Genomic DNA, 15,381 nt, shown 5'->3' on the forward strand with positions numbered 1-15,381 from the left:
TTATTGAGAAAGGTGTGCAGCTGATGGATGTTCTTACACATAAATGTCCTAATTGCGGCGGTCCGTTGACTTTTGATCCTAAAGACCAAAAATTTCATTGCGAATACTGCCTGAATATTTATACCGAAGAAGAAGTCAGCCAATATGAGCAGAAGCAAAAAGAAGCGCGTATGGCTGGCGAAGAGAGCAAAGAAGAACCTTCGTCTACAGAAGATTTTACTTTTACAGCCCAAGAACAGCTTACCAACATGAGTGAAGCCGAGCGCAAAGCGTTTGACGAGGCAGGCGGTTTTTCAGATACAGCGGACGAAGCTGCAGGTAATACTGTATCGATGGATCTTTTCCTTTGTCCCAACTGTGGTGCAGAGATTGTGACCGATGCGACCACTGCTGCGACTTATTGTTACTACTGCCATAATCCCGTTGTACTATCGGGACGTTTAAGCGGAGAATTCTTGCCAAATAAAGTACTTCCTTTTGCTGTCGAGAAAGAAGAAGCAATCAATAGATTTCTCGCTTGGACCAAGAAAAAATGGTTTGTTCCAAAAGCTTTTTTCAATAAGGATCAAATCGATAAGTTGACGGGTGTATATTTCCCTTATTGGGCTACAGATGCTGAAGTAGATGGCACAATGCAGGCAAACGGCACCGTTATCCGCATTTGGCGAATAGGTGACATCGAATACACAGAAACGAAGCAATTTGCTGTTTCAAGAGCAGGCAAGCTTTCTTTTAAAGAACTAGTAAAAAATGCCTTATCAAAAAATACGCAACAAAAGATGGTCGAAGGCGTGCAACCTTTCCCGTTAGATAAAGCAATTGATTTTAAAAGCCAGTATTTAGCCGGGTTCCAAGCAGAAAAAAGAGATATCGAATACGAGGCAATCAAATCGCAAATTCAGTCTGAATTAAAAGACTATTCAGAGAAGCTGTTAAAAGATACTGCCAATGGGTATACAACATTGACAGGTGTCCGAACCTCTGCTTCAATCACAAATGAAGTAAATAATTACGTATTGTTGCCGGTATGGCTCGTTACTTATCGAAGCAATGACTCAAGTAAAAAAGTCTACTATTATGCAATGAATGGACAAACAGGAAAAGTCAGCGGTGTCCTGCCGATTAGCCAGAAAAAATTAGGACTGACTGCTCTTGGGATTTTCGCTGGACTAGCGATCCTCTTTCTGATCGGAGGTTACTTGATATGATGAAAAAATTCTTTTTGTTCTTTCTTTTGCTAGTAAGTGTTAGTTGGCCGGTGGCTACTCATGCGGATACAGCAACGGTAAATGACGAGGCTGGGTTGTTCACTACAGATCAAATCCACTCTTTGGAACAACAGGCAGAAAAACTGAATGAAAAAATCAAGGGACGTGTCTTAATCGTCACAACTACTTCTAATTCAGAAGAACCAAGAGACTTTGCCGATAATTACTTAAGAAAGGCAGTCGGAAATGATCAAAATGGCTCAGTTTTGCTATTGGATATGGGGCAGCGTGAAATCTACATTTCGACTTCTGGTAATATGATCGATTATTTGACTGACAGTAGAATCGATTCGATCTTAGATGATGTTTATGATCAGATGACGAATGCTGCCTACTACGATGCTGCAAAAGCGTACTTGTCTAAATCAGCCACATATGTGGAAGACGGAGTTCCAGGAGGTCATTATCGTGTAGATGAAGAAACTGGCAAAATCACACGCTATAAAGTTTTGACGACAGTGGAAATCATCATTGCTGTTGTTTTGGCTCTTATCCTTAGTCTTGTCTTTTATTTTGTGACTGTTTCGCGTTATCAATTGAAATCAGGCATCTACAAATATCCGTTCCGAGAAAAATCCAGTATCAAATTAACTGAAAAAACCGATCGTCTGACAAATTCTTTTGTCACGACAAGAAGAATCCCCAAAAGCCCACCTCCTGGAAGCGGCGGTGGCGGAAGTACTACCCACTCTAGCGGTGGCGGGACTTTTGGCGGTGGCGGAAGAAGTTTCTAAAAATAGCTAAATGAAAGTTCGCAAAAAGAGGCTGTGACAAAAATCGTGTCACAGCCCTTTTGTTGCGAATAAACGGTGTTCAAAAGCTTACATCTGCGGTAATAAGTCCAGCCAAGTTAAAAACATTAGGAGCTGTTTTTACTTGGCTGTTCTTATTACTTGATGCAGAACAGCTTTTTTACAACCTCTTGGTAAACGGTGTTCAATCAGCTGACCCTCGGTATTAGCTCAAAACGATGATTTCACAACCTCTTATTCACGGTGTTCCAGAAGTAGCTTCTTCGAAAATAAGCCGAAATTTGTCAAAAAATTTGAGTAACAATTTTCGGAAATTCCTTCTTATTTCTTGAAGCTGCCCACTTCTGTCACAACCTCTTTGTTCATCAAAAGATAATATTGTCTTCTAACAAGTCCATATTCAAAATAACGATACGATGATCTTTCACTGTGATAATACCATCTTTTTTCAACTGCTTTAAAATTCTGTTCACACTGCTAGCAGTTGAAATACCACAAAATTTGGCAATTTCTTCATTTGTGATCGAAAAATCGATCAGCATCCCCTCTTCTGTTCGCACGCCGAATAAATCATATAATTCGTAAAGTTGCGTACAAACAGCTCCCAGTTTTCCATTTAACAGCATTTGTTGCATTTTTTTCATCGAATAAAGCAAGCGATAGCGGTAATACTCTTTTACATAGTGTTGTAGCTTTGGATCTTGGTTGATATTTTGCCAAAATCTCACACGATTGATTCGATAAAACTCTGCATATTCTGATTCAACTCGAATATTATACGGCGAATCGATGAATTGTGAATATTCGTCTTTTAAAAGAGAGACGATTTCAAGATCTTTGATATAGCGAAGGTTAAATTCTCTCCCATCATTTGAAATAACACTTGCTTTTACCGTTCCCTCTTTCAAGATATACGTATGGGAATCTTCCATCCCTTCGAATGTCAAATATTTATGATATCCTTTGCGTATAATCGGAAAATCATTTTTATCCAAATATTCCTTTAAGACTCTACTATCCAATGATGCTCCCCCATCCAAACTTTCATCTAAAAAGATCATACAGTACTTTAAAACTTTTTAAAGTCCAAAGGTATTTTACTAATGATATTAACATTTGTTAAGTACCTTTTTCCATCACTTATGCGATTTTTTTCCTTTTTTTTATTCGTTATACTGCAGAAGTAAAATTTTTTAAGAATAGAGGGAAAAAACATGAATTACTGGATGAACACAATCATTAATCGATTAGAAACAGCATATCAAACAAGATTTGACATGAAAGCTTCTTTAGTCTTTTTAAATGATGCGTATCAAAACTCGATCGAATTGATCAAAGCAGTGGATGAGAATCCAACAAACGAATGCGAAGAATTTTTAAACCTGTTTATGTCTACACGGGATTTATTTATTCGCCAACTTGTTGATCGCTATCCATCCAATTATCACGATGTAGAAGTTCAAATACAAAAATTAAAAGCATATTCAGCTTAAGGGGAATGTATAACATACATGGAAAAGAAATTATTTAATAAATATTTTATCGGAATCACATTGATCAATTTTATTGTCTACCTGATTTATTATCTGTTGATGGTCATCATGGCAGTCATTGCGCAAGACACATTACACGCCAGCTTGAGCCAAGCAGGTTTTGCTTCTGGAATATATATCATCGGAACATTGCTGGCACGCTTATTCATGGGGAAACAGTTAGAACTATTTGGTCGGAAGTTTACCTTAAGAGGCGGCGCGATTTTCTATCTTCTGACAACATTAGCTTATCTTTATACACCAACTATCGGGGCATTGTATTTAGTTCGATTCTTGAATGGATTTGGTTACGGTACAGTTTCTACAGCTACAAATGCTATTGTTACTGCATATATCCCTGCATCTAAAAAAGGGGAAGGCATCAATTATTACGGATTAAGTACTAGTTTAGCTGCCGCTGTTGGACCATTTTTAGGAATGATTTTGCTGAATATGACTGACTTTCGTTTCATTATTTGGTTTTCAATTGTACTGGTCTTCTTTGTTACAATTGCCTGCCTTGTCTTTCCTGTAAAAAATATTCCATTATCTGAAGAACAAAAAACATCTCTTCGTTCATGGAATATCAATAGTTTTATTGAAAAGAAAGCACTTTTCATTACAGGAATCGCCTTTTTGATGGGTCTTTCTTATTCAAGTGTTTTATCATTTTTATCTTCTTATACAAAAGTAATCCACTTAGTTGCTGCTGGGTCATTTTTCTTCGTCGTATATGCTTTGGTCATCACATTTACACGTCCATTGACTGGAAGGATTTTCGATGTCAAAGGAGAACAATACGTGATGTATCCTAGCTATTTATTCTTAACAGCAGGATTATTTTTACTGAGTGTAACGACGAATAGTGTGACATTGCTTATTTCTGGAGCATTAGTCGGTTTAGGTTATGGTACGTTCATGTCAAATGGACAAGCTGTCTGTTTGAAGATCGTAAAAGAACACCGCATCAGTATTGCTTTGTCTACCTACTTTATTGGTTTAGACCTAGGCTTAGGCGTTGGTCCTTATTTGATGGGGATGCTAAAATCTCTTACTTCATTTAGAGGATTGTATGTGATTGCCGGAGTCATTCCATTGGTATGTACAGCACTCTATCTTGTTAATGGCCGAAAACATAGTCATGAAGCAGAGGGCGAATTGATTGAATCATTGAAAAATGAAATTTGATCTTGATGAATAGATAAAAAAACCGTTCAGATCTGAAAATGATCTGAGCGGTTTTTTGAGTAAAAATAGTTTATGATTATTCTTAATTAAACATCTATTTATTTTTAAAGCTTTCATTTATCGATAAGAATAGTTTAACTGTTGATTTATTCCATTTTCCGTTCATCTGGTACGATTCCTTGACTTAGCAACCACTTGTGGAAGAACCATTCTGCCACACCAATCAATAGAGCAGGAATCAAGACTTTCATCCAAATATCGACTGTATCATTCATAAAGTATAGATAGAGCCACAAGATAACTGCAGCTGAACCAGCATCTGCGATCGTTGCTGCGATGTTTCCTACTTTACGTAAGATCAACAGATCCCCTAGCACATAGATCATCACTACGATAATTACCCCAACAATCGTTGAATCCATAAAGCTAACACCGTATAAACCGGTCAGCACGACCCAAAGAATTGCCCAGATCATGATTGCCTTCACTACCAACGCCTTCACATGTTTCATTTTCTGCACTCCTTTCTTCTGGATAAAAAAGTAAGGTTATCTAACAAGATAACCTTTTCGTTATTATACCATCGGCTAAGAGAAGCGAGCAAAGATAAGGTCCTATCTAAGAAAATGAAAAAATGGGAAAACACCTTAGAATATTCACGCAATAATTCATCCATACAGACATTCGATATGGTGTTCCTTTACTTTCTCATACTGTTCTTTTGCCAGTTCGTTACTTGTCACCAGATAATCGATTTCATGAAAAGCAATGGCTTGATGCATGAATTTATGTGCGATTTTTTGCTGTGTAACTAAAACGGCAAGCCGGTCTGCTTGTTTTCTATTTTTAGGTAAATGGTTTTTTACTTCGAAATAACCCCTCTTCATTTTGTTAATATAAGGTGTTTTTATCACTTGTCTTATAGCAAACTCTTGAATTTGCTCTCATTTATAATTATTCTAATTTCTTTACTTTTTTATTAACTCTATTCCCATCGCATTTGAAGTCGTTCCAGAATCTAGCTTACTGCGTATAACGAATATACGCTCATCATCTCTCTTATCCAATGTGTAGGCCCATTGATTATCTTCACAATATATCGTCAACCCATCATTTACTTTTATGCCTGTGAAAGCACCATTAAACTGGTGTTTATCATACGAAATGTCTATTGAATGTTTATCAATGTTGATTGTCCACATTGATTCATCTCCCGTATATACCCATTCTCCACAAAAAAAAGTTAGCTGCTCCCATTCTTCCTTTGATAATTCTAGTTCTTTTTTCTTCGGTTGACTAGCGGGAGAAGAACAAGCCGTACATAATAATATTGTTACTAGAATAAGAGAAGAAATTTTTTTATACTTCACTCCTAACACCCCTAATGCTATTTATAGATAATGCCAAGAAAATAATCCTGAATCTTGTTTGAATACCACCCCATGAGTACTAATCAAATGACTGGAAGGGTCCAGTAGATCATATCCATAGCTTGAATTACTCCATGGATTCCATACGGAAATCGTTTTATAAAAATCAAAGTTAGCGTACCCTCTAACAACAAACGCATGCCTATCCTTCCCTCTAGTTTGTTTTAGCGCAGATACCCAATATGGCCGATTCGCATTAATTTCAAGCATCGTTCCTTCTGCTGTAGCTGTCCCCCATCTATTTGAAATACTATGAAATCCATAAGAATTAGCGTAGCTAATACATTGGATATTTGAGGCAGATTCATCTGCTAAATTGGATGAACTTGGATACAAAGTTGTCATCATCTGTCGTGCAGTAGGAAAACTTTTCCTAGTTTGATAACGGATAATAGCTGTAGTAGCGTATGCTGCACACCATGAAGTTTTCCCTTGATTTTCAAGAAAATCCAAGTTTAGATACTTTTGTCCATATGCTTTGGATAACCTATCAATAGTTTGACTATCCGTAGATAAGCTAAAAATAAATTTGTTCTCGCACTCATTTGTCAATGTACGAAAATTGAAATTACTTAATTTTAATTCGCTAGGACTGACAAAGTATCCATAGGCAAACGAAACCGCTAACAAAAGCACTTGCTTAGAATAATTCTCTAAGTAACGTAAATCCACCATTTTAATTATTTTCCCTAATTTTTTCCAAGATCAACTCAATATCTTTTCTTAATTGTGCTATTTGTCGTCGCGTATCATCATTATTTTTTGAAGTATTTTCAGAGCGTAAAGACAAAATACTAAAAATAAGCCTAGAAGTATCATGCTATATATAGGGATAAACAACTATGCATCCTCCTCAAAAATAGTTTTATTATTTTCTAAAAATTCAGAAATAGCTTTTTCAGTGTAAACACCATCTAATCTATCAACTAAAACACCTTTAGAAATCATTAATAATGAGGGTACTACAGTTAAATCAAGCTTTTTAGCTACTTCCTCTAAGCTCTTTTCATCTTCGTTTCGAGCTATATCAGTTCTATAGTAGCTGGCTTTTACTCCTACACTTTTTAATATGTTTCGAAGGGTAGGTTCAATTTCTTGGCATTGAATGCAAGTCGGTCTACCTACATATAATAAGAAAGTATCAGAACCTTCAAGCTTTGATTTTAACACTTCTGTCTTTATCTCAGGTAGAATATTATTCATACCAAATCTGCCCGTTTGAAAAAAAATCAACGAGAATGCTACTACAAAGAGACATAGAAACGATATAATTATTCTGCTAGTTTTAATCGACTTTTTCACATCTCATCAATCCAATCAAAGTTTAAAACAAGCCACTACAGAACTCATCGTCCCAGTGCCTAAAGCTACGAAACCTCCAATACAAGCAGCACAAATAACTGGTATAGCTGGGCACGAACCAACACAAGCTCCTGCAATGATAGTCGCAACGTATTTACTAATACCAAGAACAACAACAATACAAGCAATTTTAGCAGCAACACCTCTACTCTGAGGTAACAAAGCTCCTTGTTTTTGTACATTTTGCATGTCCTTCTTAATTTGCTCGTTAGATAAAAACTCTTCATTAAGTAAATCAGATTTCATCAATTTACCCTTTACATAAGATTCAATTTGAATTTTATTGTTCAACCCTCGACTAATAATAGTTTCTTGATATCCTTCATTTTCTCCATTCTGACTATAAGTAACCGTCAAATTACTAAATAAATTATAGTCATCGCCTACTATGGGCACTGTGATCGTATAAAAATCCTTTGAATTTTCTGTAACTTGTAGAACTTTTGCGTTTGTTAAATCCAATGAGCTTTTTGGTATATGAATAATCATATTTCTATTGCGTAATTCATTTGAAATCTTGACTTCATATCATTAGTTACTATTGTACTTACTAACTTTGTAGTTTCCGTAATATCAAACAACTTCGTGAATATATCTAATTTTTCATCCGTAAAATCTGAAATCATTTTTTCATTTGTTGTCTTAGAATTAACTACTTTGCTTGCAGAAACATTTAGAACTGGGATAAATAATCGATCGACAATCTATCCACCACCCAAATAACAACCTATCCCCGATTTTCAATATTAAATACACACCTCCCGTGTTTTTATTTTATCTACTATGTTATTATGATTAAAAATACGTATTATTTTCATTTTGTGATTAATTTGCGCATAACAATTATAAAAGAACGGAGCGGTGATATGGATAGTGGGGAATTGCTTAAGAAATTGCGTGTAGAAAGAGGTATCTCTCAAAAAAAATTAGCTCACAATATAACAACAAGAAATACATTATCTAGATATGAAACTGGAAAAAATAGCATACCTTTTGTTATTTTATTGGAATTTCTTGATAAATTGAATATAACCATGGATGAATTTGTCTTATATCTAGAATTTGATAGCATACGAAAGAAAAATAAAAAGATAAAAGATTTTATTAAAGCTACTAGAGAGAATAGAGGATCACGGAAGTATACTTTAGAAATCATTCGAAAAAAAGCAAATACTACACGAGACATTGTTGATATTCGCAACTATTTAGTCATAAAAACTTTTGATTGGTATACTCTGCCCATAGAAAAACGTAAGCTGAATAAAAATGATAAAGAACACTTGGATCACTTTGCCAATTATTTAGAAAAAGTAAATGAGTGGGGAAGATTTGAAATGATCAGTTTTAGCTCATTACTATTTCTTTTTGATACAAACTATATTTCCCAAAGGCTTACAGAAATCGAACGCAAAATTGAAAAATACAACGATTTTGAAATATTTCATCCGATATTATCCAGTCTTTATAATAATGCTTTTCTTTTAATGTTAGAACGCAAAAATATTCACTTTTCTAAACAATACTTACAAAAATTTGAAGCTACTCATCATAGATTATTGTTTGCAAAAGATACTCAGATATCCATTCAATTTTATAAGGCATTAATCTGTCATATAGAAGGAGATAGCATCAAAGGACGAAAACGAATAATGAAAATTTTACAAGGACTAGAATTATTAGAGATGGATAGTTTAATCAATGAATTTAAATTTGATTTAATAAAATTCGAAAAAATTTACTGTATCCCACCCATTTTTGAGTAACGATATCCATCTATTCATTATGGTCAAAAACGAAAAAAACAGACTATCCCTATCGGATAGTCTGCTAAACGTTGAGTTATCAGCGTTTTTATTATTCCGCAGCGTTTGCGTCTTTGAGACCGTATTTTTTGTTGAAACGGTCCACACGTCCGTCTGCTTGTGTGAATTTTTGACGTCCAGTGTAGAATGGATGTGAGTCAGAAGTTACTTCGACACGGATGACTGGGTATGTATTACCGTCTTCCCATTCAACTGTTTCTTGTGAAGTTTTTGTTGAACCTGACAAGAATTTGAAACCAGTTGTTGAATCCATGAATACTACTGGGTGGTAATCTGGATGGATGTTTTCTTTCATGATTTTTTCGCTCCTTTGCCCTGCTCCATTTGCTGAACCAGAGTTGATTTGTCGATTTACAACATTAACATCTTAACATGTTTCAGTCAAGGTTGCAATTATCTTTTCAGATTTCTGGTCGGATTTTTTTTACCAAAGGAGACATCTTGAAATTCTTTGAAAAATTGCTGATTGTTTTTTGTTTTACGCAAAAAGCGGATCAGTTGTTCCGTATATTCTAATGAATCTCCAGTCATATTTTTTCGAAGTTTCCAAATTTCTTCTAGTTCTTCACTTGGCATCAATAATTCTTCTTTTCGGGTACCTGATTTTTTGATATCGATGGCTGGGAAGATCCGACGTTCGGATAACTCGCGTGAAAGTTGTAATTCTAGATTTCCAGTTCCTTTGAATTCTTCATAGATCACGTCATCCATGCGGCTTCCTGTATCGACTAAAGCGGTCGCTAAAATCGTCAAACTGCCACCTTCTTCGATGTTTCTTGCCGCCCCGAAAAATTTCTTAGGTTTATACAATGCGGCTGGGTCAATCCCGCCACTCAATGTACGTCCGCTTGGTGGAACGACTAAGTTATAGGCCCGAGCAAGTCTAGTAATACTATCCATCAAGATAACGACATCTCGTTTATCTTCGACTAAACGCATTGCACGTTCCAATACTAATTCAGAAACTCGAGTATGGTTTTGCGGCTGCAGATCAAATGTAGAAGATACCACGTCGCCTTTCACGCTTCGTTCTAAATCCGTTACTTCTTCCGGACGTTCATCAATCAGCAGAACGATCAATTCTACTTCCGGATAGTTTTCGGTGATACCATTTGCGATTTCTTTTAATACAGAAGTTTTCCCTGCTTTTGGTGGTGCGACGATCAATCCACGCTGACCAAAACCGATTGGAGAGAAGATATCGATCATTCGGGTAGATAGTCTTTGCGGTGTTGTTTCCAGTTGAAGCTGTCTTTGCGGATAAAGAGGTGTTAAGGCTGGAAAATGCGGACGTTCTTTTGCTTCTTCCGGATCTTTTCCATTAACGCTTTCCACGTGCATCAAACCATAATAACGTTCCGATTCTTTAGGCGGACGGGCTTTTCCTGCCACTTTGTCCCCATTTCTCAAACTGAATCGTCTGATTTGTGAGGCAGAAATATAGATATCTTCTGCACTTGGTCCATAATTGATTGGCCGTAAAAAACCGTAACCATCTTGACCAACGATATCTAATATCCCTTCCATATAATAAAATCCTTGTTTCTCAGCTTGTGCACGAATCACAGCTAGAGATAATTCCTTTTTGTTCATCTTACTGTAATAAGGAATTTTAAATTCTTTGGCATAACTATAAACTTCTTTTAACGTTTTGTTCTCTAGTTCTGCCATTGTCAAATAATCGCTCATTCAGCTCCCACTTCCTCTATCATTTCGATTGATGCCCCTAAGGCTGTTAGTTTCTCGATAATATGATCATAACCGCGTAAGATATAATCTACGTTATAAATCGTCGTTGTTCCTTCTGCTAATAGTCCGGCAATCACTAAACAAGCACCTGCCCGAAGATCGGAAGCCACGACTTCTGTTCCGTGAAGTTTATTTGGACCATTCACGATGATCATATTTCCTTCCACGGTAATATCAGCGCCCATTCGAGCTAATTCAGGCACGTGATTCACCCGTTTCGCATAGATCGTATCGATGATTTCTGAAGTGCCTGCGGTCATCAATAGCAACGCAGTGAGTGGTTGCTGCAGATCTGTGGCAAATCCTGGATAAGGATAGGTCATGATATTTGCGGCTTTTAATTCTTTTGAGGGGTAAACTTCGATTTCATCTTCGCTGATTTTCATATGGACGCCAATTTCCTGCAATTTTGCTATAAAACTTTCCAAATGTTCAAAAATCACATTTTTCACTTTGATACCTTTTCCTGCTGCAGCTGCTAATGCCAGATAGGTTCCTGCTTCGATACGGTCAGGAATCATGAAATGACGACAGCCATGTAATGCTTCGACTCCTTCGATACGGATCACATCTGTACCCGCTCCTCGAACTTTTGCCCCCATATTATTCAGTAAAGTTGCCACATCGATGATTTCCGGTTCTCGTGCAGCGTTTTCAATTACTGTCTGTCCCTTTGCTTTTACAGCAGCTAACATCACATTGATTGTAGCTCCGACTGAAACCACGTCCATAAAAATCCGATTGCCATGCAACCCTTCATTTTCTGTCCGTAAATACATGGCACCATGTTCATTTGTCACTTCAGCACCTAGAGCTTCAAATCCTTTGACGTGTAGATCAATCGGTCTAGGACCTAAATAACAGCCTCCTGGCAGGCCTACCACCGCTTCCCCAAATTTACCAAGCAGTGTTCCCATAAAATAATAAGACGCACGCAAACTATTGATTTTTCCGTGCGGCATCGGAACCGATACGATTTCTCGAGGGTCAATTTCTAGTATGTTGTTGGAAAAATGGACCGTTGCGCCCATAATCTCTAAAATTTCAATTAATGAATGAACATCTTGTATGTCCGGCACACCTTCCAAGATCACTGGGGAATCAGCTAAGATTGCAGCTGGAATCAATGCGACTGCACTATTTTTTGCACCGCTGATCGTTACTTCGCCAGCTAAAGGTCGGTTTCCTTTGATTACGATTTTTTTCATCTGTTTCCACCTTGTTTATTAATCTTTTTTCATGGATATGCTTGTATTTTATCATAGATAAAAAAAAGAAACGAGCATGGTCTGCCGTTTTAAGTAAAAAAGAATGGAGAACGACTTCAAAAGTCGTTCTCCATTCCTATACATCGTATCTGTTATGTGGATGCTTACGCTTTGTTAGCTGAACCAAACCAGTCGATATGAGCTTTCGCATCTTCAACGATTGCTGCTTTACCTGGAGCTAATAATTTACGAGGGTCGAATCCTTTACCTTCTTTATCTTTACCAGCTTCGATATATTTACGAGTAGCTGCAGCAAATGATAATTGGAATTCAGTGTTAACATTTACTTTTGAGATACCCATTGAGATAGCTTTTTCGATTTGATCTTGAGGAATACCTGATCCGCCATGTAATACTAAAGGCATGTCTGGACCTACAGCATCAGCAATTGCTTGTAAGTGGTCAAATGCTAATCCTTTCCAGTTTTCTGGATATTGACCGTGGATGTTACCGATACCGCAAGCTAAGTAGTCGATACCTGTAGCAACCATTTGTTTGCATTCTTCGATGTCAGCTAATTCACCGTTACCGATGATTCCGTCTTCTTCTCCGCCGATTGAACCAACTTCACATTCAACTGAGATACCTTTTGCGTGTGCTTTTTCAACAACGTCTTTAGCTAATTTCAAGTTTTCTTCGAATGGTAGATGTGAACCATCGAACATTACTGAAGTGTAGCCTAGTTCGATACATTCCAAAGCAGCTTCGTAGTCACCATGGTCTAAGTGGATAGCAACTGGAACAGTGATGTTCATTGCTTCAACTAAATCAGTGATCAAATCTTTACAGATTTTGTAACCACCCATGTATTTAGCTGCACCCATTGATGTTTGGATAAGTACTGGTGCTTGTTTTGCTTCAGCCGCTTCAAGAATTGCTTGAGTCCATTCCAAGTTGTTTGTGTTGAACCCGCCGACAGCGTAACCGCCTTTACGAGCAGCTTTTAAAAATTCAGCTCCTGATACTACTGGCATAATAAAATTCCTCCTAAGTTTTGTAAAACTAAATTTGTTAAGACAATTCTTAACCAACGACCCTATTTTACCAAACATTTCGGTAGTTTTCTACTAAAATCAATGAAAATGAAAATTTTCAAGAAGTTTTTTGCAAAAAATAAAATGCTTAATCGCTCTTTACTCAAAAAAAGTCTTTTACTTCCTATCTTTTTTCCTATAAATAATAACAAATCAGAAAAAGAGAAAAGTAACAAGAAAATTGCTTATCCCCTTCTCTTGCTACTTTTCTCTTTCTATCAAGCTAAAAAATTATTTTGTTTCATGATCTGCTAATGATGCTCCGACAAATGCTTTGATTAATTTTTGCGGACGATTTGGACGAGAAATCAATTCTGGGTGGAATTGGCATCCCACAAAGAATTTCTTCTCTGGCAGTTCTACGATTTCTACTAAACGGTTGTCTGGTGAGACACCTGAAAAGACTAGTCCTTGTTCTTCAAACATTTGACGATATTTGTTGTTGAACTCATAGCGGTGACGGTGACGTTCTTGCACAACATCAGCTCCATCATATGCTTCAGCCGTCTTCGTTCCTTTTTTGATTTTACATGGGTATAATCCAAGGCGTAAAGTTCCACCCAAATTCTCGATGTTTTCCTGATCAGCCATTAAATCAATAATGTTGTTTGCTGTATCTGGATTCGTTTCAGCTGATGCCGCATCTTCCAACCCAACGACGTTACGTGCAAATTCGACACAAGCCATCTGCATACCAAGACAAATCCCTAAAAATGGAACGTCATTTTCGCGAGCATAACGAATTGCTTCGATTTTCCCTTCTACTCCGCGATCGCCGAAACCGCCAGGAACTAAGATTCCATCTGCATCTTTCAAACGTTCTTCTACATTTTCTCTCGTTAATTCTTGTGCTTTGATCCAATCGATCTCGATATCTGAATTATAGGCGAATCCAGAATGTTTCAATGCTTCAACTACTGAGATATATGCATCTGGTAACTCGACGTATTTACCGACAAGTGCGATCCGTACTTTTTTCTTCAAGTTCAAGACACGTTCTTCTAATTCTTTCCATTCTGTCATGTCTGCTTCTGGTGTATCTAATTTCAAATGGTCGCAAACGATTTGATCCATTCCTTGTGCTTGTAAAACTAACGGGATGGAGTAAAGTGTATCTACATCTGGCGACTCGATGACTGCTTCTGGCTCGACATCACAAAATTGTGCCAATTTGTTTTTCACGCTTTGAGAAACAGGTTGCTCTGTACGTACCACCAAAATATTCGGTTGGATACCTAAACCGCGTAGCTCTTTTACACTGTGCTGCGTTGGTTTAGTTTTCATTTCTCCAGCAGCTTTCAAGTAAGGGATCAATGTTGTATGGATATACATAACATTATCTGTACCGACATCTGCCTTCATTTGACGAAGTGCTTCAAGGAATGGCAAAGATTCTATATCCCCTACTGTTCCTCCTACTTCTGTAATGATCACATCTGAATCAGTCATTTTAGCTGCTCGCATGATTTTTTCTTTGATCTCATTTGTAATATGAGGAATAACTTGAACTGTTGCTCCCAAGTATTCGCCCTTACGTTCTTTACGCAAAACTTCAGAATAGATTTTTCCTGTCGTCACGTTGGAGTATTTGTTCAAATTGATGTCAATAAAACGTTCGTAGTGGCCCAGATCCAAATCTGTTTCAGCACCATCATCTGTTACGAATACTTCTCCGTGCTGATATGGGCTCATCGTCCCTGGATCCACATTGATGTATGGATCAAATTTTTGGATAGTTACTTTTAAGCCGCGGTTTTTCAATAAGCGTCCTAAAGAAGCTGCAACAATCCCTTTTCCGATTGATGAAACGACACCGCCGGTCACAAAAATATATTTTGTCATAAGTTCAAAAACTCCTTTTTAATTTATGTGCAGGAAAAGTCTCAGAAAATAAACAAAGCTCCCTATTCTTTAATAAGAATAGGGAGCCGAAATTTCTGTAAACTTCTGACCCTTTAAAAGGGTGCCCAAGGTG

The 15,381-nt window shown here is 37.1% G+C and carries 18 protein-coding genes; 6 read left to right on the top strand and 12 right to left on the bottom strand.

Going from position 1 to position 15,381, the window contains the following annotated elements; all coding sequences use genetic code 11:
* Positions 1-23 precede the first annotated feature (23 nt).
* On the top strand, positions 24-1,208 hold the full coding sequence (locus FTX43_RS01530; protein WP_002292334.1) for a hypothetical protein: 1,185 nt from the start codon (positions 24-26) through the stop codon (positions 1,206-1,208).
* Positions 1,205-2,002 (top strand): TPM domain-containing protein, encoded by a 798-nt coding sequence (locus FTX43_RS01535; RefSeq protein ID WP_002292333.1) that lies wholly within the window; start codon positions 1,205-1,207, stop codon positions 2,000-2,002. The genes FTX43_RS01530 and FTX43_RS01535 overlap by 4 nt, the downstream gene beginning before the upstream one ends.
* Positions 2,003-2,385: 383 nt before the next feature.
* On the opposite strand, the gene FTX43_RS01540 is transcribed toward FTX43_RS01535, so the two are convergent.
* Positions 2,386-3,042 carry a Crp/Fnr family transcriptional regulator gene (locus FTX43_RS01540; RefSeq protein WP_033627209.1) on the bottom strand — a complete coding sequence of 219 codons (657 nt, stop codon included), beginning with the start codon at positions 3,040-3,042 and terminating at the stop codon, positions 2,386-2,388.
* Between the two features lie 192 nt (positions 3,043-3,234).
* Here FTX43_RS01540 and FTX43_RS01545 point away from each other — a divergent pair, with 192 nt between their 5' ends.
* Positions 3,235-3,513, top strand: a complete 279-nt coding sequence (locus tag FTX43_RS01545) for a hypothetical protein (protein WP_002289230.1) — start codon at positions 3,235-3,237, stop codon at positions 3,511-3,513.
* A gap of 18 nt (positions 3,514-3,531) precedes the next feature.
* On the top strand, positions 3,532-4,740 hold the full coding sequence (locus tag FTX43_RS01550; RefSeq protein ID WP_002290321.1) for an MFS transporter: 1,209 nt from the start codon (positions 3,532-3,534) through the stop codon (positions 4,738-4,740).
* Between the two features lie 146 nt (positions 4,741-4,886).
* Here the strand turns inward: FTX43_RS01550 and FTX43_RS01555 are convergent, their stop codons facing one another.
* From FTX43_RS01555 to FTX43_RS01580, 6 genes are all read right to left on the bottom strand, one after another.
* Positions 4,887-5,252, bottom strand: a complete 366-nt coding sequence (locus FTX43_RS01555) for a DUF2512 family protein (protein WP_002289228.1) — start codon at positions 5,250-5,252, stop codon at positions 4,887-4,889.
* A gap of 156 nt (positions 5,253-5,408) precedes the next feature.
* A complete protein-coding gene (locus tag FTX43_RS01560; RefSeq protein WP_002310235.1) occupies positions 5,409-5,654 on the bottom strand; it encodes a hypothetical protein in 246 nt (81 codons plus the stop codon).
* Positions 5,655-5,708: 54 nt separating this feature from the next.
* Positions 5,709-6,110, bottom strand: coding sequence for a hypothetical protein (locus tag FTX43_RS15075; protein ID WP_002320697.1), 402 nt, complete (start codon positions 6,108-6,110; stop codon positions 5,709-5,711).
* Positions 6,111-6,131: 21 nt separating this feature from the next.
* On the bottom strand, positions 6,132-6,845 hold the full coding sequence (locus FTX43_RS01570; protein WP_002290326.1) for a C47 family peptidase: 714 nt from the start codon (positions 6,843-6,845) through the stop codon (positions 6,132-6,134).
* A gap of 165 nt (positions 6,846-7,010) precedes the next feature.
* Positions 7,011-7,373 carry a thioredoxin family protein gene (locus FTX43_RS01575; protein WP_002310231.1) on the bottom strand — a complete coding sequence of 121 codons (363 nt, stop codon included), beginning with the start codon at positions 7,371-7,373 and terminating at the stop codon, positions 7,011-7,013.
* A 114-nt stretch (positions 7,374-7,487) separates the two neighbouring features.
* The gene (locus tag FTX43_RS01580; protein WP_147606682.1) at positions 7,488-8,021 is read right to left on the bottom strand and encodes a hypothetical protein; all 534 of its coding nucleotides are present in this window, start codon (positions 8,019-8,021) and stop codon (positions 7,488-7,490) included.
* Between the two features lie 377 nt (positions 8,022-8,398).
* Here FTX43_RS01580 and FTX43_RS01585 point away from each other — a divergent pair, with 377 nt between their 5' ends.
* Positions 8,399-9,295, top strand: a complete 897-nt coding sequence (locus FTX43_RS01585) for a helix-turn-helix domain-containing protein (protein ID WP_002290328.1) — start codon at positions 8,399-8,401, stop codon at positions 9,293-9,295.
* Between the two features lie 91 nt (positions 9,296-9,386).
* Here the strand turns inward: FTX43_RS01585 and FTX43_RS01595 are convergent, their stop codons facing one another.
* The 4 genes from FTX43_RS01595 to FTX43_RS01610 all read right to left on the bottom strand — a co-directional run bounded on the left by FTX43_RS01595 (position 9,387) and on the right by FTX43_RS01610 (position 13,346).
* Positions 9,387-9,650: a type B 50S ribosomal protein L31 gene (locus tag FTX43_RS01595; protein WP_002290330.1), complete on the bottom strand. Its 264-nt coding sequence runs from the start codon at positions 9,648-9,650 to the stop codon at positions 9,387-9,389.
* Positions 9,651-9,748: 98 nt separating this feature from the next.
* Positions 9,749-11,044, bottom strand: coding sequence for a transcription termination factor Rho (gene rho / locus FTX43_RS01600; RefSeq protein ID WP_002290332.1), 1,296 nt, complete (start codon positions 11,042-11,044; stop codon positions 9,749-9,751).
* A complete protein-coding gene (locus FTX43_RS01605; RefSeq protein ID WP_002290334.1) occupies positions 11,041-12,312 on the bottom strand; it encodes a UDP-N-acetylglucosamine 1-carboxyvinyltransferase in 1,272 nt (423 codons plus the stop codon). Before FTX43_RS01605 ends, rho begins: the two co-directional genes overlap by 4 nt.
* Positions 12,313-12,476: 164 nt before the next feature.
* A complete protein-coding gene (locus FTX43_RS01610; RefSeq protein WP_002290335.1) occupies positions 12,477-13,346 on the bottom strand; it encodes a class II fructose-bisphosphate aldolase in 870 nt (289 codons plus the stop codon).
* A gap of 102 nt (positions 13,347-13,448) precedes the next feature.
* On the opposite strand from FTX43_RS01610, the gene FTX43_RS15395 reads away from it, so the two are divergent.
* Positions 13,449-13,661, top strand: coding sequence for a hypothetical protein (locus FTX43_RS15395; RefSeq protein WP_002316919.1), 213 nt, complete (start codon positions 13,449-13,451; stop codon positions 13,659-13,661).
* Here FTX43_RS15395 and FTX43_RS01620 read toward each other — a convergent pair.
* A complete protein-coding gene (locus FTX43_RS01620; protein ID WP_002310226.1) occupies positions 13,638-15,248 on the bottom strand; it encodes a CTP synthase in 1,611 nt (536 codons plus the stop codon). The two genes, FTX43_RS15395 and FTX43_RS01620, sit on opposite strands and share 24 nt — an antisense overlap.
* Positions 15,249-15,381: the final 133 nt, after the last annotated feature.

The sequence above is a fragment of the Enterococcus sp. DA9 genome, assembly GCF_008000875.1.
GTDB lineage: Bacteria > Bacillota > Bacilli > Lactobacillales > Enterococcaceae > Enterococcus_B > Enterococcus_B lactis.

Bases quoted from the DNA above. Each gene is read 5' to 3' on its own strand.
- FTX43_RS01530 (WP_002292334.1), top strand. From the start codon at position 24: ATGGATGTTCTTACACATAAATGTCCTAATTGCGGCGGTCCGTTGACT.
- FTX43_RS01535 (WP_002292333.1), top strand. From the start codon at position 1,205: ATGATGAAAAAATTCTTTTTGTTCTTTCTTTTGCTAGTAAGTGTTAGT.
- FTX43_RS01545 (WP_002289230.1), top strand. From the start codon at position 3,235: ATGAATTACTGGATGAACACAATCATTAATCGATTAGAAACAGCATAT.
- FTX43_RS01550 (WP_002290321.1), top strand. From the start codon at position 3,532: ATGGAAAAGAAATTATTTAATAAATATTTTATCGGAATCACATTGATC.
- FTX43_RS01555 (WP_002289228.1), bottom strand. From the start codon at position 5,252: ATGAAACATGTGAAGGCGTTGGTAGTGAAGGCAATCATGATCTGGGCA.
- FTX43_RS01570 (WP_002290326.1), bottom strand. From the start codon at position 6,845: ATGGTGGATTTACGTTACTTAGAGAATTATTCTAAGCAAGTGCTTTTG.
- FTX43_RS01575 (WP_002310231.1), bottom strand. From the start codon at position 7,373: ATGAATAATATTCTACCTGAGATAAAGACAGAAGTGTTAAAATCAAAG.
- FTX43_RS01580 (WP_147606682.1), bottom strand. From the start codon at position 8,021: ATGATTATTCATATACCAAAAAGCTCATTGGATTTAACAAACGCAAAA.
- FTX43_RS01585 (WP_002290328.1), top strand. From the start codon at position 8,399: ATGGATAGTGGGGAATTGCTTAAGAAATTGCGTGTAGAAAGAGGTATC.
- FTX43_RS01595 (WP_002290330.1), bottom strand. From the start codon at position 9,650: ATGAAAGAAAACATCCATCCAGATTACCACCCAGTAGTATTCATGGAT.
- rho (WP_002290332.1), bottom strand. From the start codon at position 11,044: ATGAGCGATTATTTGACAATGGCAGAACTAGAGAACAAAACGTTAAAA.
- FTX43_RS01605 (WP_002290334.1), bottom strand. From the start codon at position 12,312: ATGAAAAAAATCGTAATCAAAGGAAACCGACCTTTAGCTGGCGAAGTA.
- FTX43_RS01610 (WP_002290335.1), bottom strand. From the start codon at position 13,346: ATGCCAGTAGTATCAGGAGCTGAATTTTTAAAAGCTGCTCGTAAAGGC.
- FTX43_RS15395 (WP_002316919.1), top strand. From the start codon at position 13,449: ATGAAAATGAAAATTTTCAAGAAGTTTTTTGCAAAAAATAAAATGCTT.
- FTX43_RS01620 (WP_002310226.1), bottom strand. From the start codon at position 15,248: ATGACAAAATATATTTTTGTGACCGGCGGTGTCGTTTCATCAATCGGA.